Annotated in this window: 16 protein-coding genes and 1 riboswitch; of the genes, 10 read left to right on the top strand and 6 right to left on the bottom strand. The window is 43.7% G+C overall.

Going from position 1 to position 17,779, the window contains the following annotated elements; all coding sequences use genetic code 11:
• Window positions 1-3 precede the first annotated feature (3 nt).
• The 3 genes from ACXYSL_RS03120 (at window position 4) to tig (ending at window position 2,667) form a co-directional block, all read left to right on the top strand.
• Window positions 4-636, top strand: a complete 633-nt coding sequence (locus ACXYSL_RS03120) for a response regulator (RefSeq protein ID WP_458623941.1) — start codon at window positions 4-6, stop codon at window positions 634-636.
• Complete coding sequence (locus ACXYSL_RS03115; protein WP_458623940.1) at window positions 637-1,293, top strand: DNA alkylation repair protein; 657 nt, start codon at window positions 637-639, stop codon at window positions 1,291-1,293.
• A 90-nt stretch (window positions 1,294-1,383) separates the two neighbouring features.
• Window positions 1,384-2,667 carry a trigger factor gene (gene tig / locus ACXYSL_RS03110; protein WP_458623939.1) on the top strand — a complete coding sequence of 428 codons (1,284 nt, stop codon included), beginning with the start codon at window positions 1,384-1,386 and terminating at the stop codon, window positions 2,665-2,667.
• A 47-nt stretch (window positions 2,668-2,714) separates the two neighbouring features.
• Here tig and recD2 read toward each other — a convergent pair whose 3' ends face one another.
• The 3 genes from recD2 to rnhC form a co-directional block, all read right to left on the bottom strand.
• Window positions 2,715-5,081, bottom strand: a complete 2,367-nt coding sequence (gene recD2 / locus ACXYSL_RS03105; RefSeq protein WP_458623938.1) for an SF1B family DNA helicase RecD2 — start codon at window positions 5,079-5,081, stop codon at window positions 2,715-2,717.
• A gap of 128 nt (window positions 5,082-5,209) precedes the next feature.
• Entirely contained in the window at window positions 5,210-5,824 is a 615-nt protein-coding gene (gene lepB, locus ACXYSL_RS03100; RefSeq protein WP_001083990.1) for a signal peptidase I, read from the bottom strand.
• Between the two features lie 3 nt (window positions 5,825-5,827).
• Window positions 5,828-6,709 (bottom strand): ribonuclease HIII, encoded by an 882-nt coding sequence (rnhC, locus tag ACXYSL_RS03095; protein WP_458623937.1) that lies wholly within the window; start codon window positions 6,707-6,709, stop codon window positions 5,828-5,830.
• Between the two features lie 86 nt (window positions 6,710-6,795).
• Between rnhC and zapA the strand changes: the two genes are divergently transcribed.
• The 6 genes from zapA (at window position 6,796) to ACXYSL_RS03065 (ending at window position 13,452) form a co-directional block, all read left to right on the top strand.
• Window positions 6,796-7,098, top strand: coding sequence for a cell division protein ZapA (zapA, locus tag ACXYSL_RS03090; protein ID WP_458623936.1), 303 nt, complete (start codon window positions 6,796-6,798; stop codon window positions 7,096-7,098).
• Window positions 7,095-7,643 carry a CvpA family protein gene (locus tag ACXYSL_RS03085; protein WP_458623935.1) on the top strand — a complete coding sequence of 183 codons (549 nt, stop codon included), beginning with the start codon at window positions 7,095-7,097 and terminating at the stop codon, window positions 7,641-7,643. Before zapA ends, ACXYSL_RS03085 begins: the two co-directional genes overlap by 4 nt.
• Window positions 7,644-7,756: 113 nt before the next feature.
• Window positions 7,757-10,093 carry an endonuclease MutS2 gene (locus tag ACXYSL_RS03080; protein WP_458623934.1) on the top strand — a complete coding sequence of 779 codons (2,337 nt, stop codon included), beginning with the start codon at window positions 7,757-7,759 and terminating at the stop codon, window positions 10,091-10,093.
• 168 nt (window positions 10,094-10,261) lie between these two features.
• Window positions 10,262-10,350, top strand: a riboswitch (glycine riboswitch).
• An 89-nt stretch (window positions 10,351-10,439) separates the two neighbouring features.
• Entirely contained in the window at window positions 10,440-11,762 is a 1,323-nt protein-coding gene (locus ACXYSL_RS03075; protein ID WP_458623933.1) for an alanine/glycine:cation symporter family protein, read from the top strand.
• Window positions 11,763-11,893: 131 nt separating this feature from the next.
• Entirely contained in the window at window positions 11,894-12,442 is a 549-nt protein-coding gene (locus ACXYSL_RS03070) for a carboxymuconolactone decarboxylase family protein (RefSeq protein ID WP_458623932.1), read from the top strand.
• Between the two features lie 110 nt (window positions 12,443-12,552).
• On the top strand, window positions 12,553-13,452 hold the full coding sequence (locus tag ACXYSL_RS03065; RefSeq protein WP_458623931.1) for a TDT family transporter: 900 nt from the start codon (window positions 12,553-12,555) through the stop codon (window positions 13,450-13,452).
• A gap of 23 nt (window positions 13,453-13,475) precedes the next feature.
• Here the strand turns inward: ACXYSL_RS03065 and serS are convergent, their stop codons facing one another.
• The 3 genes from serS to ACXYSL_RS03050 all read right to left on the bottom strand — a co-directional run bounded on the left by serS (window position 13,476) and on the right by ACXYSL_RS03050 (window position 16,702).
• Window positions 13,476-14,750 (bottom strand): serine--tRNA ligase, encoded by a 1,275-nt coding sequence (gene serS, locus ACXYSL_RS03060; protein ID WP_458623930.1) that lies wholly within the window; start codon window positions 14,748-14,750, stop codon window positions 13,476-13,478.
• A gap of 213 nt (window positions 14,751-14,963) precedes the next feature.
• A complete protein-coding gene (locus tag ACXYSL_RS03055; RefSeq protein WP_000079370.1) occupies window positions 14,964-15,335 on the bottom strand; it encodes a DUF956 family protein in 372 nt (123 codons plus the stop codon).
• A gap of 2 nt (window positions 15,336-15,337) precedes the next feature.
• Window positions 15,338-16,702 carry an aspartate kinase gene (locus ACXYSL_RS03050; RefSeq protein ID WP_458623929.1) on the bottom strand — a complete coding sequence of 455 codons (1,365 nt, stop codon included), beginning with the start codon at window positions 16,700-16,702 and terminating at the stop codon, window positions 15,338-15,340.
• A gap of 275 nt (window positions 16,703-16,977) precedes the next feature.
• On the opposite strand from ACXYSL_RS03050, the gene ACXYSL_RS03045 reads away from it, so the two are divergent.
• Complete coding sequence (locus tag ACXYSL_RS03045; RefSeq protein ID WP_458623928.1) at window positions 16,978-17,763, top strand: enoyl-CoA hydratase; 786 nt, start codon at window positions 16,978-16,980, stop codon at window positions 17,761-17,763.
• Window positions 17,764-17,779: the final 16 nt, after the last annotated feature.

Raw genomic sequence — 17,779 nt, 5'->3', positions numbered from 1 at the left:
GAGATGAAAATTTTACTGGTAGATGACCATGAAATGGTCCGATTGGGCTTGAAAAGCTACTTTGACCTCCAAGACGATGTAGAAGTTGTGGGCGAGGCGGCCAATGGGTCTCAAGGTATTGACTTGGCCTTGGGATTGCGTCCAGATGTTATTGTCATGGATATCGTCATGCCTGAGATGAATGGGATTGATGCAACCTTGGCCATCCTCAAAGAATGGCCTGAAGCCAAGATTTTGATTGTAACTTCTTACTTGGACAATGAAAAAATTATGCCAGTCTTGAATGCTGGTGCCAAAGGCTATATGCTTAAGACTTCAAGTGCAGATGAATTGCTCCATGCTGTCCGTAAGGTGGCAGCTGGCGAGCTGGCCATTGAACAAGAGGTCAGTAAGAAGGTCGAATACCACCGCAATCATATCGAGCTTCATGAGGACTTGACTGCGCGTGAGCGAGACGTACTTCAACTCATCGCCAAGGGCTACGAAAATCAACGAATTGCAGATGAACTCTTCATCTCTCTCAAGACGGTCAAGACCCATGTGTCCAACATCCTTGCCAAGCTTGAGGTCAGCGATCGCACCCAGGCGGCGGTCTATGCCTTTCAGCACCACTTGGTTGGGCAGGAGGACTTTTAGATGAGTCTTGCAGATTTACTTGTGGAGCTAGAAGCGGCAAAAGATCCTGAAAAAGCGGGACCTATGGAAGCCTATATGCGTCATCAATTTCCCTTTCTAGGCATTGCAGGTTCTGCAAGAAATGCCCTCTATAAAAAGTACTTTTCAAGCGCGAAAAAAACAAGAGTTATCGATTGGGATTTTGTAGACACTTGCTGGGAAAAGGAGCCTAGAGAATACCAGTATGTGGCTGCCAACTATTTGAAAACTATGCAGTCTTATCTAACAGAGAATGATTTGCCTAAGCTTGAGCGTCTGGTCGTGACCAAGTCTTGGTGGGACACGGTAGATATCTTAGATCGGGTAGTAGGAAGTTTGGTGGCTAACCATCCGGAACTTGAAGAAGTGATTTTAAAATGGAGCCTATCAGACAATATCTGGCTGAGACGAGTCGCTATTGATCACCAGTTGTTAAGAAAAGAGAAAACAAATGTCCAACTGATGGAAAAGATCCTGCTCAACAATCTGGACCAGACAGAATTTTTTATCAACAAAGCCATCGTCTGGGCTCTAAGAGACTACTCTAAAACCAATCCCGAATGGGTAGCACATTTTATTGAAAAAAATAAGAAGAGAATGGCTGAACTTAGTATCAAGGAAGCGAGCAAGTACCTCTAGCACTATTGAAAAGCGCATTCATTACTTGAAAAAAGTCGCTATTATATGGTATAATGGACTGTATTAAAAATTTTAAGGAGAAATGACAGAATGTCTGTATCATTTGAAAACAAAGAAACAAACCGTGGTGTCTTGACTTTCACTATCTCTCAAGACCAAATCAAACCAGAATTGGACCGTGTATTTAACTCAGTAAAGAAAACTCTTAACGTTCCTGGTTTCCGTAAAGGTCACCTTCCACGCCCTATCTTCGACCAAAAATTTGGTGAAGAAGCTCTTTATCAAGATGCAATGAACGCTCTTTTGCCAAACGCTTATGAAGCTGCAGTAAAAGAAGCAGGTCTTGAAGTGGTTGCACAACCAAAAATTGACGTAACTTCAATGGAAAAAGGTCAAGACTGGGTTATCACAGCTGAAGTCGTGACAAAACCTGAAGTAAAATTGGGTGACTACAAAAACCTTGAAGTGTCAGTAGATGTAGAAAAAGAAGTCACAGACGCTGATGTTGAAGAACGTATCGAACGCGAACGCAACAACTTGGCTGAATTGGTTATCAAGGAAGCTGCTGCTGAAAATGGTGACACTGTTGTCATTGACTTTGTTGGTTCTATCGACGGTGTTGAGTTTGAAGGCGGAAAAGGTGAAAACTTCTCACTTGGACTTGGATCAGGTCAATTCATCCCTGGTTTCGAAGACCAATTGGTTGGACACTCAGCTGGCGAAACTGTTGATGTTCTTGTAACATTCCCAGAAGACTACCAAGCAGAAGACCTTGCAGGTAAAGAAGCTAAATTCGTAACAACTATTCACGAAGTAAAAGCTAAAGAAGTTCCAGCTCTTGACGATGAACTTGCAAAAGATATCGACGAAGAAGTAGAAACTCTTGACGAATTGAAAGAAAAATACCGCAAAGAATTGACTGCTGCGAAAGAAGAAGCATACAAAGATGCCGTTGAAGGTGCAGCAATCGATAAAGCTGTAGAAAACGCTGAAATCGTAGAACTTCCAGAAGAAATGATCCACGAAGAAGTTCACCGTTCAGTAAATGAATTCCTTGGAAACTTGCAACGTCAAGGGATCAATCCTGACATGTACTTCCAAATCACAGGAACTACTCAAGAAGACCTTCACAAACAATACGAGGGAGAAGCTGAATCACGTACGAAGACTAACCTTGTGATCGAAGCAGTTGCGAAAGCTGAAGGATTTGACGCTTCAGAAGAAGAAATCCAAAAAGAAATTGAGCAATTGGCAGCAGACTACAACATGGAAGTGGCACAAGTTCAAAACTTGCTTTCAGCTGACATGTTGAAACACGATATCGCAATCAAAAAAGCTGTTGAACTGATCACAAATACAGCAACAGTAAAATAATCTTGAAAGAGAAAAAGCCCACCTGATTAGGTGGGCTTTCTTATGATCTATTTTCCAAAAATCTCTTTGAGGTCTGCATCTGTAATCCCGATCATTGCTGGGATGCTAGACCAGTTTTCCTCGGTGAGGATGTAGGATAGAGGAGAATCCTCTTGATTTGTTGTTTCACTAGGAGCTGGGCTGGTTTGGTCAGCTGCTTCAACCAGATCCTTGAAGCGATCAATCAGATAGGTCTTGCGAGCAGTCCCGATATGCTTGACTGCATAGTCAAAGGCCTGTAACTCGCCAAGAAGGATGAGCTTGCTCTTGGCCCGTGTGATAGCTGTGTAGATGAGATTCCGCTCCAGCATGCGCTTGCTAGCACTGGTGATGGGCAGGATGACAACAGGAAACTCACTTCCTTGAGACTTATGGATACTCATGGCATAGGCTAGTCGAATCTTGTACCATTCGTTACGTGGGTAGATGACCTCATTGCCATCAAAATCAATGACAATCTCATCTTGTTTGGACTCGGTGTATTTTCCAGGAATCAGATCTGTGATGTAGCCTAGGTCTCCATTAAAGACATTGACTTCGGCATCGTTGACTAGGTGAATGACCTTGTCCCCTGTTCGATAGTGACACTGAGTGGCTTCAAAACTCACTTGTCCTTTTTGGTGAGGATTGAGCAGGTCTTGCATGAGTTGGTTGATGGCGTCAATACCAGCAGTTCCTCGATACATAGGCGCCAGCACCTGAATATCGCGAGCCGGAATGCCACTTCTGAGGGCAGCACCGAGGATTTTCTCAATGGTAGCTGGGATATGGCCACTAGCGATTTCAAAGTAGGAACGGTCTGCCTTTTTCTGGGTAAAGTCGGATGGCAGGATTCCTTGTCGAATCTGACTAGCCAAGGTGACGATAGTTGATTCTTCGCTCTGACGATAAATCCGTTCCAAGCGAGTCTGCGGAATCAGGGGTATCTGGAGCAAATCAGCCAGGACTTGTCCAGGACTAACAGAAGGTAGCTGGTCGCTATCGCCCACGATGAGGATTTTACTGTTAGAAGAAATGTTGGAGAAGAGTTGGTTGGCTAGCCAAGTATCCACCATGGAAAACTCATCTACAATGATAAAGTCGGCATCTAGATAATCTTCTAGATGGCTGGTATCATCGTCTCCTGTCATCCCCAAATGGCGATGTATAGTCGCGCTAGGCAAACCTGTCAATTCATTCATGCGCCGAGCGGCTCGACCAGTTGGGGCAGCGAGAAGAATAGGTAAGTTGCTCTTTTTCTTGAGATTGAGTCCTTCAAGCAGGGCATAGACAGCGATAATCCCATTGATAACAGTGGTTTTACCTGTACCAGGTCCACCTGTCAGGATAAAGACCTTGTTCTGGATGGCGTCACAGATAGCTTGCTTTTGGATACTATCGTATTGGATACCCAGTTCTTCCTCAACACTAGCGATATGCTTTTGAATGGTTTCTAAATCCTGACTCTTTTGCTTTCCTTTTTCGAGGATACGAACCAAGTTATTGCGGATGCCTTCTTCGGCGAAAAAGAGGCTGTTATCAAAGATTTTGGTATCTACCTGTTGGATTTTATCTTCTTCGATCAAATGAGCTAATTCCTGAGCTACTTGGCTGGGGTCGAGTTCCACGGGACGGGAAGACTCGAGGAGAGTTAGGGTTTGTTCCAGCAAATCTCGGGCTTCCATATAGGTATCACCCGTATCCATACAGCCTTGAAAGAGACTGTGGACAAGGCCAGCACGGAAGCGTTCAGGAGCTTGGCTTTCGATACCTAGTTCGGCAGCTAATTGGTCAGCAATGGTAAAGCCCAAGCCCTTGATATCCTCAACCAACTGGTAGGGATAATTTTCGACAATATCCAGAGTTTCTTCTTTGTAAAAGTCTTGAATCTGAAAGGCTAGTTTATTGGGAATGCCGTAGTTGGCCAGTTTTGCCAAGACCATTTCTGTCCCATAGTTGAGACGGAGGGTGGAGACAAAAGCCTCACGGTTTTTGGCAGAGAGTCCAGCAATGCTTTCTAGCTTTTCAGGATGCTCCAGAATTTCGTCTATAGTATTGTCACCGTAGCTATCAACGATTTTCTGAGCAATTTTGAGTCCAATTCCCTTGAAATGGCTGCTAGAAAAGTACTTGACTAGACCCTTACTAGTGGGTTTTGCCCGCTCATAACGGCTGATCTGAAGCTGTTCCCCATACTTGGAGTGCTGAACGATTTGCCCCCAAAAAGTGTAGTCTTCCCCTTCAATCACGTCCGCCATGGTTCCTGTAACGATGATTTCAAAATCGTCAAAGTCCTCCGCATCGGTATCTTCGATATCTAGGAGGAGGATGCGATAAAAATTACTGGGATTTTCAAAAATAATCCGTTCAATGGTGCCTGAAAAATAAACTTCCATAGGTTTCCTTTACATGAGTTCGAGAGAATTGGTCTCTTAGCCACTTTGAAAAGCTAGATGACGAAAAGGCCTTCTTCTCGCAATAGAAAAAGAGACTGAGACTTAGCGTTCTCGGCCTCTTCCTTATCTTAAAAAGTTCCGATACGGTTAAGTGGCCAGAAACGGAATTTTGCTTCGCCTTTGATATCGCTGGCCTTGAAGGTACCAACATGGCGGCTGTCGCTAGAGACTAGACGATCGTCACCAAGGAGAAGGTACTCGCCTTGAGGGACAGTAAAGCTGAAGCTAGTGTTGGAATTGACATCGACCGTAAAGGCCTGTGCTTTTTGAGCAAGTTCTCTAAAGTAAACTCCCTTATTGCCTTCAAATCCTTTTCCAGTATAGGTATTTTGCAACTTTTCTGTTTTGAACAAGTTGAGGTATTCAGCTAGGTAGGGTTCATCCGTTTCTTCGCCATTGATAAAGAGTTTGTCATTTTCGTAGCGGATGGTATCTCCAGGCATACCGATAACCCTTTTGACAATGTCTTTATTTCCATCCTCCTCATGGGCAACCACGATGTCGAAGCGGTCAATTGGGAGGTGTTTGACGACGAAGAGAACTTCTCCGTCGGCTAGGGTAGGGTCCATAGAGTGTCCTTCCACACGGACATTGCTCCAAAGAAAGATACGGCTAAGGCCGACCAGCGCGATAATCAGGAAGAAAACTCCCCATTCTTTTAGAAATGTTTTAAACGAATTCATAACTCACCTTTCTAGAAGTGCTTTGGCTTTTTCAGTGTTTTTAAAATGCAGTTTGGCGCAGAAATAAAGTCCCTTCATACCATAGGCTTGCAGGATTTTGCTAGCAACCTTATCAGATGCAGTTCCAGCGCCACTTGGCAGTTGATAGCCTAGTTCTCGTCCAAGATTTTCCAAGTTTTCGAGGAAGAAATCCCGCGCGATGATAGAGCTAACTGCAACAGCCAGGTATTTGCCCTCAGCTTTTTCTTCCAAAGTGATCTTGTTTGGAAAATGGTTGGCTTCTTGTGCCAAGTACTTATCATAGTTTTTAGGGCTCGTAAAAGCATCAATTACGATTTTCTCTGGTTGGACCCCTTTTTGAAGCAGGAGAAAGATGGCCTGATTGTGAAGGGCAACCTTTACAGAAACAGCATTGTAACGCTCTTCGATAACTTCATTATACTTGCTCGGTGAGAGAAGCAGCGCTTGATGCTGGATCTTTTCCTTGAGGATAGGGGCGATTTGACGAATCTTTTGATCTGTCAGGGTTTTAGAATCCCCCACGCCGAGTTTTCTCAAGAAGTCATGCTGGTCAGGTGTCACGAAGGAAGCCACGACAGCTAGTCCACCAAAGTAGGAACCATTTCCCACCTCATCTGTCCCAATCATAGGAAAATCTTGTCCACTGTTTTCTTGTTGAACTTGATAACCAAAGAAACTAGCGTATTGCTCCGCCATTTCGCCCTGCAGGAGAACTTTTCCAGAAGTATAGATGGAAACCGTTGCCTGAGGCAGTCGCAAAAAATAGCGAATATAGGGATTTTTACTAGGACTGAGAGCCTTCTGATGCTGACTTAAAAAGTTCTGAATTTCCTGTTCACTGGGTGTGAGTGTGATACTTGCCATAGTCTCTATTGTACCACAAAAGCAGGAGAATTGGTAAAAACTGACAAAGTTAGCGAAATTTGGTATAATATCGTGAGGTGAATTTTATGGCAAATCTAAATCGATATAAGTTTACATTCGGAAAAAAGACATTAACCTTGACAACCGAGCATGACAACCTCTTTATGGAGGAAATTGCCAAGGTTGCGACTGAAAAATACCAAGAAATTAAAGAACAAATGCCTGGGGCGGATGATGAAACCATTGCGCTTCTTTTGGCGGTCAATTGTCTGTCTACACAACTCAACCGTGAGATTGAATTTGATGACAAGGAGCAAGAGTTGTTAGAACTCCGCCACAAGTTGATTGCTGTTAAACAAGAACAGAGCAAGATTGAGGATTCCCTATGATTTCAATCCTACTCTTATTGGTTCTGGCTTGGGGTTTTTACATCGGCTACCGTAGAGGCTTGGTCCTGCAAGTTTATTATTTCCTCGTGGCAGTGATTTCAGCCTTTGTTGCGGGACAGTTTTATAAATCACTGGGAGAACACTTCCACTTGCTTGTCCCTTATGCCAATCCTCAGGAAGGACAGGGCACCTTTTTCTTCCCTTCAGACCAACTGTTTCAGCTAGACAAGGTCTTTTATGCGGGTCTCGCCTACCTTCTAGTTTTCGGAATTTGTTACAGTATCGGACGTTTTATCGGTTTGTTCCTACACTTGATTCCAACTAAAAAGCTCAATGTCAAATGGTTGCGTATCGGATCAGGCCTTTTATCTCTATTGGTAACCTTATTTGTCTTGCAAATGGCTCTGACCATCCTTGCAACAGTGCCTCTGGCAGTCATTCAAAATTCACTCGAAAAAAGTACAGTAGCCAAACACATCATCCAAAGTGTCCCTTTTACGACAAACTTTATCAAACAACTCTGGGTGACAAATTTAATCGGATAAAAAGGGCGGGATTTTTCCTAGCCCTTTGTTTACAGATTGGACGACTAGGGTTAGGTAAAGTCCAAAAATCTCTAGGCGCTACGATCTTGTAAACAAGCATACAAGGAAAAAATATGAATACAAAAATACTAGAAACCTTAGAATTTAATAAAATCAAAGCCTTGTTTGAACCGCATCTCTTAACAGAGCAAGGCCTAGCGGAGCTAAAAAGCTTGGCTCCAACTGCCAAGACGGATAAGATCAAGCAAGCCTTTACAGAGATGGAGGAAATGCAAGCTCTATTTGTGGAGCAACCTCACTTTTCCATCCTAGCGACGCGTGAGATATCAGCTGTTTGCAAGCGTCTGGAGATGGGGGCGGATCTCAATATTGAGGAGTTCCTGCTCCTCAAACGGATCTTGCTTGCTAGCAGAGAGTTACAAGGTTTTTATGCCAATCTTGAAAATGTACGTTTGGAGCAGTTGGCGAGATGGTTTGAAAAACTACATGATTTTCCACACTTGCAAGGGAGTCTTCAAGCCCTAAATGATGCAGGATTTATTGAAAATTTCGCCAGTGAAGAGCTAGCACGCATACGTCGGAAAATCCATGATAGCGAGAGTCAAGTTCGAGATGTCTTGCAAGACTTGCTCAAGCAAAAAGCGCAGATGTTGACGGAAAGCATAATCGCTAGCAGAAATGGCCGTCAAGTCTTACCTGTCAAAAACACCTATCGCAATAAGATTGCAGGTGTTGTCCATGACATCTCTGCCAGTGGAAACACGGTCTACATCGAGCCGCGTGAGGTCGTGAAACTGAGCGAAGAAATCGCGAGCCTGCGAGCTGATGAGCGCTATGAGATGATTCGTATCCTTCAGGAGCTCTCGGAACGGGTCCGTCCTCATGCTGCTGAGATTGCTAATGACGCTTGGATTATCGGCCATTTAGACTTGATTCGTGCCAAGGTGCGCTTTATTCAAGAAAGACAAGCAGTCGTTCCTCAACTTTCAGAGAGCCAAGAGATTCAACTCCTTCATGTCTGCCATCCTTTAGTCAAAAATGCAGTGGCAAACGATGTACACTTCGGTAAGGAATTAACGGCCATTGTCATTACAGGTCCCAATACAGGTGGGAAGACCATCATGCTCAAAACCTTGGGTTTGACTCAACTCATGGCCCAATCTGGATTGCCCATTTTAGCTGACAAGGGAAGCCGTGTCGGTATCTTCGAGGAAATCTTCGCAGATATTGGGGATGAGCAATCTATCGAGCAAAGCTTGTCTACCTTCTCCAGCCACATGACCAATATCGTAGATATTCTTGGCAAAGTCAATCAGCACTCGCTCTTATTGCTAGATGAGCTCGGGGCTGGTACCGATCCGCAGGAAGGAGCAGCCCTTGCCATGGCCATTTTGGAGGATCTTCGTCTACGTCAGGTCAAGACCATGGCGACGACCCACTATCCAGAGCTCAAGGCCTACGGTATTGAGACAGCCTTTGTGCAAAATGCTAGCATGGAGTTTGATACAGCAAGTCTGCGTCCGACCTATCGCTTTATGCAGGGAGTTCCTGGCCGAAGCAATGCCTTTGAAATTGCCAAACGTCTGGGCTTGTCAGATGTCATTGTCGGGGATGCCAGTCAGCAGGTCAACCAAGATAATGATGTCAACCGTATCATTGAACAATTGGAAGAGCAAACGCTTGAAAGTCGCAAACGCTTGGACAATATCCGTGAGGTGGAGCAAGAAAACCTCAAGATGAACCGAGCACTCAAAAAACTCTATAACGAACTCAATCGTGAAAAGGAAACTGAGCTCAACAAGGCGCGTGAACAAGCTGCTGAAATTGTGGAACTCGCTCTAAGTGAGAGTGACCAGATTCTCAAGAATCTTCACAGCAAGTCTCAACTCAAACCCCACGAAATCATTGAAGCCAAGGCTAAACTGAAAAAACTAGCTCCTGAAAAAGTCGACTTATCTAAAAACAAGGTCCTTCAAAAAGCCAAGAAAAAACGAGCTCCGAAGGTGGGGGATAATATTGTGGTCCTCAGTTATGGACAACGTGGAACCTTGACGAATCAGCTTAAGGACGGCCGTTGGGAAGCCCAAGTCGGTTTGATCAAGATGACCTTGGAAGAGAGAGAATTTGACCTTGTTCAGGCTCAGCAAGAAGCCTCAGTCAAGAAAAAACAAGTCAATGTCGTCAAATGTGCTTCTGGTCGTGGTCCGCAAGCGAGACTGGATCTCCGAGGCAAACGGTACGAAGAGGCCATGAATGAGCTGGACGCCTTTATTGACCAAGCCCTGCTCAATAACATGGCGCAAGTCGACATCATCCATGGTATCGGAACAGGTGTCATTCGTGAGGGCGTCACTAAATACCTACAAAGAAACAAGCATGTCAAGAGTTTCGGCTATGCTCCACAAAATGCTGGAGGCAGTGGCGCTACCATTGTGACCTTTAAAGGATAGAGAGAAGAAGGATTCGCTCTTTCTGAAAAAAGAAATGAAAAGTCAAAAATTTTCATAGAAAATATTGACAAAGGCTAACTTTTCTTGTAGAATAATAAAAAATTAAATACCAACACCGAATGAAGTTTAATAGAAGTGGAGAAAGGTTTGTTTTCCATGACTGTAAATGGACGGAACTCTGGAGAGACCGTAAAGGCACCGAAGGGGCAAGGCAGGCAACTGCTCAAACTCTCAGGTAAAAGGACAGAGCTAGGATAGACCACTTTTTGGCATTTATCTAAGCATTCCAGAGTACATGTATCTTGCATGTGCTCTTTCTTTTGGGGTTGAAAGATAGGAGTAGGATATGTTAGAGTTGCTTAAAGCGCTTGATGCTTTTGTTTGGGGGCCTCCCCTCTTGATCTTATTGGTCGGAACGGGTATCTATTTGACCATCCGACTAGGCCTTTTACAGGTGGCTCGTCTCCCCAAGGCCTTTCAGTTGATCTTTACCAAGGACAAGGGGCATGGCGATGTGTCGAGCTTTGCTGCTCTCTGTACGGCTCTAGCAGCCACCGTTGGTACGGGAAATATCATCGGGGTCGCGACAGCCATTAAGGTTGGGGGACCAGGGGCCCTCTTTTGGATGTGGATGGCGGCTTTCTTTGGGATGGCAACCAAGTACGCTGAAGGCTTGCTGGCAATCAAATACCGTAGCAAGGATGCAAATGGAGCTGTAGCTGGAGGCCCCATGCACTACATCCTTTTGGGAATGGGAGAAAAGTGGCGTCCACTTGCTATCTTCTTTGCCCTAGCTGGTGTATTGGTGGCGCTTCTAGGGATTGGTACCTTTACCCAAGTCAATTCGATTACAGAATCCATTCAAAATACAGCCCAAGTTAATCCAGTTATCACGACTCTGATTTTATCCATTTTTGTAGGGATTGCAGTCTTTGGTGGCCTCAAATCCATATCAAAAGTTTCGACAGCAGTTGTTCCATTTATGGCTATTGTCTATATTTTGGGAACTCTTACAGTTATTCTCTTTAATATCGAGAAAATCCCAGCCACGCTTGCCCTCATCTTTACTTCAGCCTTTAGTCCAGCTGCTGCGGTAGGTGGTTTTGCAGGTGCCAGCATTCGGATGGCTATCCAAAATGGTGTGGCGCGAGGAGTCTTCTCTAACGAATCTGGTCTTGGTTCTGCTCCCATTGCGGCGGCTGCAGCTAAGACAAATGAGCCTGTCGAGCAAGGCTTGATTTCCATGACAGGAACCTTTATTGATACCCTTATTATCTGTACATTGACTGGTTTAACAATCTTGGTAACTGGGGTTTGGAGTGGTGATTTGAATGGAGTTGCCTTGACTCAGTCAGCCTTTTCAATAGTTTTTTCACACTTTGGACCTGCCCTCTTGACCATCTTCCTTGTACTCTTTGCCTTTACGACGATTCTTGGATGGAACTACTACGGAGAACGCTGTTTTGAGTTCCTCTTCGGTGTTCGTTTTATCTGGCTCTATCGTGTAGTCTTTGTAGTCATGGTCTTGTTGGGAGGATTTATTGAGTTGGATATGGTCTGGATTATCGCAGATATCGTCAATGCCTTGATGGCTTTACCAAACTTGATTGCCCTCTTAGTCTTGTCGCCAGTCGTCATTGCTGAGACTAAAAAGTATTTTAAACACTAACCCAATCACACTTTTAGTGTGATTTTTTTCATTTCATAGACATTTCCTATCAAGGCGATTGAAAATATATATTATCCAAGTGGAAAATTCTATGATAGACTAAATGACAATAAAATGAAAAGAGGTTTCTTATGACAACATTTACCATCCACACAGTAGAATCAGCACCAGCAGAAGTGAGAGAAGTTCTCGAAACAGTACAAAAAGATAACAATGGCTATATTCCCAACCTAATCGGTCTCTTGGCCAATGCCCCAACCGCGCTTGAAGCCTACCGAACTGTCGGAGCCATCAACCGTCGCAACAGCCTGACACCAGTAGAGCGTGAAGTAGTGCAAATCACAGCTGCCGTAACCAATGGTTGTGCTTTCTGCGTCGCAGGTCACACAGCCTTTTCCATCAAACAAATCCAGATGAATGATGATCTTCTCCAAGCCCTTCGCAACCGCACTCCGATTGAAACAGATCCTAAATTGGACACCCTAGCTAAGTTTACCTTGGCGGTCATCAATACCAAAGGGCGTGTAGGAGATGAAGCCTTGGCTGAATTTTTGGAAGCTGGCTACACGCAACAAAATGCCCTGGATGTGGTTCTCGGTGTTAGTCTTGCCAGTCTTTGCAACTATACCAACAACCTAGCTAATACGCCTATTAACCCAGAATTACAACCGTATGCTTAGTTCGAATCATAGAGAAAAAATGAAGGCTGATTCATCCAGTCTTCATTTTTCTGTGCTATTTTAAGCGCTTTTATGCTATACTAATAATAATATGATTAACGGAGATTAGGATGAAAAAACTCCCCTTGGTATTTTCTGGTTGTTTGCTAGGTTTGGCAGGAGCTGGAAATCTTATTTTAGATACGTTGCCGGTTCTGTCCCATCTTTTTAGTCTGACAGGTTTAATTTTGTGGATTTACTTTCTGATTCTTCATCTTTTTAATTGGAAGGAAACCAAGCAAGAATTGACCAAGCCCCCTCTTTTGTCTGGGATGGCCACTTTTCCCATGGCTGGGATGATTTTATCGACCTATGCCTTTCGCGTATTCCCTGCTCTTCCTTTGCTAGCACAAGGGATCTGGTGGTTTTCCTTTCTCTTGGATTTAGCGTTGATTGCTACTTTTACCATCAAATTTGCCTGCCCAGGTCGGAGGGTCAATGCGACTCCTAGCTGGACGGTGCTCTATGTGGGGATAGCTGTGGCAGCCTTGACCTATCCTCTGGTAGGCATTATCGAGATTGCCTATGCGACCTTGAGTTTTGGTTTTGTCTTGACCTTCTATCTCTATCCGCTTATTTATAGGGATTTAAAGAAAACTCCACTCCCAGTAGCCTTGCTTGGACAGGAAGGAATCTACTGTGCTCCCTTTTCTCTACTTCTGGCATCCCTAGTTCGAGTTGGAGGAGCAGGTTTACCGACTTGGCTCTTGATCGTCATGATTTTGGCATCTCAATCCTTCTTTTTCTTTGTTTTAACTCGCTTGCCTAATATTTTAAAACAAGGATTTCAACCAGCCTTCTCAGCCCTCACTTTTCCAACAATTATCACAGCTACTTCGCTCAAGATGGCTCAGGGAATTTTGAAACTTCCATTTCTGGATTATCTGGTGTTGGCTGAAACTGTTATATGCCTAACTATTTTATTCTTTGTATTGGGTGCTTATCTGATTTGGTTACGAAAAAGGGTCTAGCTAGAAATAGCTAAACCTTATTTTTATGGTTTGATAACTTCAGCTCCACCCATATATGGACGAAGTGCTTCTGGAATAGTTACAGAACCATCTTCATTTTGATAGTTTTCAAGAATTGCAGCCACTGTACGTCCAACTGCAAGTCCAGAACCGTTCAAAGTGTGAAGGAGTTTTACCTTGCCATCGGCTTCATCTCGGTAACGGATTTGAGCACGACGGGCTTGGAAATCTTCTGTATTTGAACAGCTTGAGATTTCACGGTAGGTATTTTGGGCTGGAATCCAAACTTCCAAGTCGTAAGTTTTGGCAGCTGAGAAGCCCATATCCCCAGTAGAGAGGGCAACGACACGGTATGGAAGATTGAGTTTTTGAAGGATGTTTTCAGCGTTGGCTGTCATTTTTTCTAATTCTTCATAAGATTCTTCTGGTTTGGCAAATTTGACCATTTCAACCTTGTGGAATTGGTGCAGACGAATCAAACCACGAGTATCACGACCAGCAGAACCAGCTTCAGAACGGAATGATGGACTCATAGCGGTAAAGTAGATTGGTAGGTCTTTACCGTCAAGGATTTCATCACGGTAGTAGTTTGTAAGAGGCACTTCAGCTGTAGGAATGAGGACATAATTAGTGTCTTTCAATTCAAAAGTATCTTCCTTGAATTTTGGATATTGACCAGTACCAAACATAGAATCATGGTTAACCATGTATGGTGTGATGATTTCAGTATAGCCCTCTTTTCCATGCTCGTCCAACATAAAGTTGTAGATAGCACGTTCCAAACGAGCACCAAGGCCTTTATAGAAGAGGAAGCGAGCACCAGTAACTTTTGCTCCACGTTCCCAGTCAAGGATACCAAGATCTTCACCAAGATCCCAGTGAGCTTTTGGTTCAAAGTCAAACTCGCGTGGAGTTCCCCAACGACGGACTTCCACATTGTCATCTTCGTCGGCTCCGATAGGAACACTGTCAGCAGGGATATTTGGAAGAGTAGTGGTAAATTCTGTCAATTTAGCATCGATGTCCGCCAATTCCGCATCCAAGGCTTTGACTTCAGCAGATAAGTTTTGCATCGCAGCAATCTTGTCATCGGCATTTTCCTTGTTGCGCTTGGCTTGGGCAATCTCAGCTGAAACTGTGTTGCGTTCTGCCTTGAGGTTTTCAACCTTGACCAAGATGTCACGACGTTTAGCATCGATTTCTTTCATCTCGTTTAAGACAGCAGGATCTACACCACGTGTAGCCAATTTTTCTGCGACAGCATCAAAGTCTGTACGAATACGTTTAATATCTAACATAAGAACTCCTTTATGAAAAAAACACACCTGACAAAGCGTTGGAGTGGCAGGGCCACGGTTCCATCCAACTTCACAGGTGTGCACTTGATTGTGTATGTAATTGTTACTAACGGTAGAATTTCACTTACCCCTCCTATCTGCTCGCAGCACCCGCAGACTTTCTGGAAGAAGAGGATAACCTACTTATCCGTTGCTATGATTATACTAAAGTTTCTACTTTTTTGCAAATAGATTTTTGAATTTTTGACCAATGGTCTGGAGTAAAGTAGGAAGTTTCACAACCTTGTCATTGCCCAGTTTTTCGCGAGCAATTTTAAGAATGGCACCTGAGTCTTTTGAAGCAAAGAGGAATTTTCCTTGATCAGTGAAGACTTCAAAGTGGCGACTGATTTTGCGACCACTTACGTTGGCTCCAATTTGCTGAATACTTGACCAGGGAATTTGGATATATTGTTCGACATTGACATCAGGATAAAACTCTAAGGCTTGATCCCCAACTAGAAATTTTCCGACTTTTCCCGAGATGGAAAGATAGGATGTTCCAGTGGTTTGTAAGTCAATGACTTTATTGAGTGATTGGGCCATGATTAATCTTCCTTACTTTCATCGAAAAAGGCGTGGTAGAGAGCCTTGATAGCTGCCTTTTCTTGCTCTTTATTGACAACAAACATTATGGAAACTTCACTTGAGCCTTGGGACATCATCTGGATGTTGATTTTATTTTCAGATAGAGCGCGTGTTGCGGTAGCTGTTACACCGATGTGACTCTTCATTTTTTCTCCGACAATCATAATGATGGACAGATCGTGTTCAATTTCTGCATGGTCTACTTCAGCTTTTTGGACCAACTGACGCAGGATTTCTTCTTCCTTGATAGGAGTGAGTTCGCGAGAACGGAGAATGATTGAAAGATCATCGATACCAGTTGGCATGTGTTCCCAACCGATGTTAAGGTCTTCAAGGATTTGCAGAACCTTGCGACCAAATCCGACCTCGCGGTTCATGAGGTATTTCGACATGTTGATGCTGACAAAGCCAGAATCACCAGCGATTCCAACGACTGGGAATTTATCACTGCTATGCTTTAGAACGATACGAGTGCCCGGATGGTCAGGGTTATTGGTGTTTTTGATAACCAGAGGAATTTTCCCACGGTAGGCAGGGAGCAGAGCTTCATCGTGAAGGACAGAGAAACCTGCATAGGCCAATTCACGCATCTCACGGTAGGTCAATTCAGGGATAGAGTGCGGTTGGTGAATGATACCAGGATGGGCTGCAAAGATACCGTCAACATCCGTAAAGTTTTCGTAGAGGTCAGCTTTGACACCTGCAGCTATGATGGAACCTGTTATGTCGGATCCACCACGTGAGAAGGTACAGATTTGACCTTCCTTAGTAACCCCAAAGAAACCAGGAATAACAAGGACCTCATTGCTGTCAGCCAATCCTTCAATCTTGTCATAACTAGATGGAATGATGCGAGCATTTCCAGGTTCGCTTGTCACGATAATTCCCGCTTCTCTAGGATGAACATAACGCGCATCGATGCCATTTTGGTTAAAGTAGGCTGCAATCAATTTGGCGTTGTTGTTTTCTCCAGCCGCTAGGAAGGTATCATAGAGAAAGTCATTATCTTCAATAGGAAGAGTCGCTAAGGCACGGATACTTTTAGAAATTTTTTCTAAAACAGTTGGTTTTAAGCCTAGTTCGCTCACCATAGCAGCATAGCGGTCGATAATCCAATTTTGGCTAGTACTGATATCATTTCCCGCCACATAGTCGCGATAGTATTTAATCAAGGCATCGGTTACCTTCGTATCTTCAGCATTGCGTTTTCCGGGTGCAGAAACGACTACAAAACGGCGTTCCTTATCACTTTTAACGATGTTTAAAACTTTTTCTAACTGACTAGCAGAGGCAAGAGAGCTTCCACCAAACTTTACAACCTTCATAGGGACTCCTCAAGTAAGTATTTTATACGATTATAGCAGAAAGAGAGGCTTTTTTCAATGAAGAAAATATCTTCCTATTTTAATAGAAGTAAATGTTAATTTATTCTAGGAATTGATAAATAGAAAAAGTAGGAAAGTCAATTTTCCTCAAATTCATAAACGAAGGTGAAATAATCGGCTGAGACACTTTTAGTTGTTTTTTTCTTGTTCCCTTATCCCAAAAAAGGTATACTTTGGTAATAAAATAATTTTATCATCATACAAAAGGAGAAGCTATGAATCATATCCTATACCAGATCTTAGATGATCTAGCTATTATTACTTTGAATCGTCCTGAAGTTGCAAATGGTTTCCACATCCCAATGTGTGAGGAAATCTTAGAAGCTTTGACCTTGGCAGAGCAGGAACAAGCTGTACAGTATATCTTGATAAATGCTAATGGGAAGGTCTTTTCAGTGGGGGGAGACCTGGTCGAGATGAAGCGGGCGGTGGATGAGGATGATATTCCTTCACTGACAAAAATCGCAGAATTGGTCAATACAATTTCCTATAAGATCAAGCAAATACCCAAACCTGTTTTGATGGAAGTAGATGGGGCAGTTGCAGGAGCTGCAGCAAATATGGCAGTAGCGGTTGATTTCTGTATAGCAACAGACAAGGCCAAGTTCATTCAGGCCTTTGTCGGGGTTGGGTTGGCTCCCGATGCAGGAGGTATTCATCTCCTAAGTCGTAGTATAGGAGTGACAAGAGCAGCCCAGCTTGCCATGACAGGAGAAGCCTTGACAGCGGAAAAAGCTCTGGAGTGGGGCGTCGTTTATCGAGTCTGTGAGGCAGATAAGTTGGAAAAAACAAGAGACCAGGTTCTAAAAAAACTCAGACGTGGTTCAGCTAATTCCTATGCAGCGATTAAAAAGCTGGTTTGGGAAAGCCAATTTAAGGATTGGCAAGATTATGCCGAATTGGAGTTGAAGCTGCAGGAATCCTTAGCTCAAACCGAAGATTTCAAAGAAGGAGTTCGCGCTCATTCAGAAAGAAGACGACCAAAATTTTCAGGAAAGTAAAAAAATACTTGCACTA

The organism is Streptococcus sp. V913 (assembly GCF_054353455.1).
The sequence above is the reverse complement of the archived record's forward strand: the minus strand, read 5'-3'. Positions and strand labels throughout refer to the sequence as shown.

Excerpts from the sequence above, each read along its gene's own strand:
- lepB (WP_001083990.1), bottom strand. The coding sequence starts at position 5,824 with ATGAATTCGTTTAAAACATTTCTAAAAGAATGGGGAGTTTTCTTCCTG.
- ACXYSL_RS03045 (WP_458623928.1), top strand. The coding sequence starts at position 16,978 with ATGAATCATATCCTATACCAGATCTTAGATGATCTAGCTATTATTACT.
- ACXYSL_RS03115 (WP_458623940.1), top strand. The coding sequence starts at position 637 with ATGAGTCTTGCAGATTTACTTGTGGAGCTAGAAGCGGCAAAAGATCCT.
- ACXYSL_RS03120 (WP_458623941.1), top strand. The coding sequence starts at position 4 with ATGAAAATTTTACTGGTAGATGACCATGAAATGGTCCGATTGGGCTTG.
- rnhC (WP_458623937.1), bottom strand. The coding sequence starts at position 6,709 with ATGGCAAGTATCACACTCACACCCAGTGAACAGGAAATTCAGAACTTT.
- recD2 (WP_458623938.1), bottom strand. The coding sequence starts at position 5,081 with ATGGAAGTTTATTTTTCAGGCACCATTGAACGGATTATTTTTGAAAAT.
- ACXYSL_RS03085 (WP_458623935.1), top strand. The coding sequence starts at position 7,095 with ATGATTTCAATCCTACTCTTATTGGTTCTGGCTTGGGGTTTTTACATC.
- ACXYSL_RS03065 (WP_458623931.1), top strand. The coding sequence starts at position 12,553 with ATGAAAAAACTCCCCTTGGTATTTTCTGGTTGTTTGCTAGGTTTGGCA.
- ACXYSL_RS03075 (WP_458623933.1), top strand. The coding sequence starts at position 10,440 with ATGTTAGAGTTGCTTAAAGCGCTTGATGCTTTTGTTTGGGGGCCTCCC.
- ACXYSL_RS03050 (WP_458623929.1), bottom strand. The coding sequence starts at position 16,702 with ATGAAGGTTGTAAAGTTTGGTGGAAGCTCTCTTGCCTCTGCTAGTCAG.
- ACXYSL_RS03055 (WP_000079370.1), bottom strand. The coding sequence starts at position 15,335 with ATGGCCCAATCACTCAATAAAGTCATTGACTTACAAACCACTGGAACA.
- ACXYSL_RS03080 (WP_458623934.1), top strand. The coding sequence starts at position 7,757 with ATGAATACAAAAATACTAGAAACCTTAGAATTTAATAAAATCAAAGCC.
- serS (WP_458623930.1), bottom strand. The coding sequence starts at position 14,750 with ATGTTAGATATTAAACGTATTCGTACAGACTTTGATGCTGTCGCAGAA.
- tig (WP_458623939.1), top strand. The coding sequence starts at position 1,384 with ATGTCTGTATCATTTGAAAACAAAGAAACAAACCGTGGTGTCTTGACT.
- zapA (WP_458623936.1), top strand. The coding sequence starts at position 6,796 with ATGGCAAATCTAAATCGATATAAGTTTACATTCGGAAAAAAGACATTA.
- ACXYSL_RS03070 (WP_458623932.1), top strand. The coding sequence starts at position 11,894 with ATGACAACATTTACCATCCACACAGTAGAATCAGCACCAGCAGAAGTG.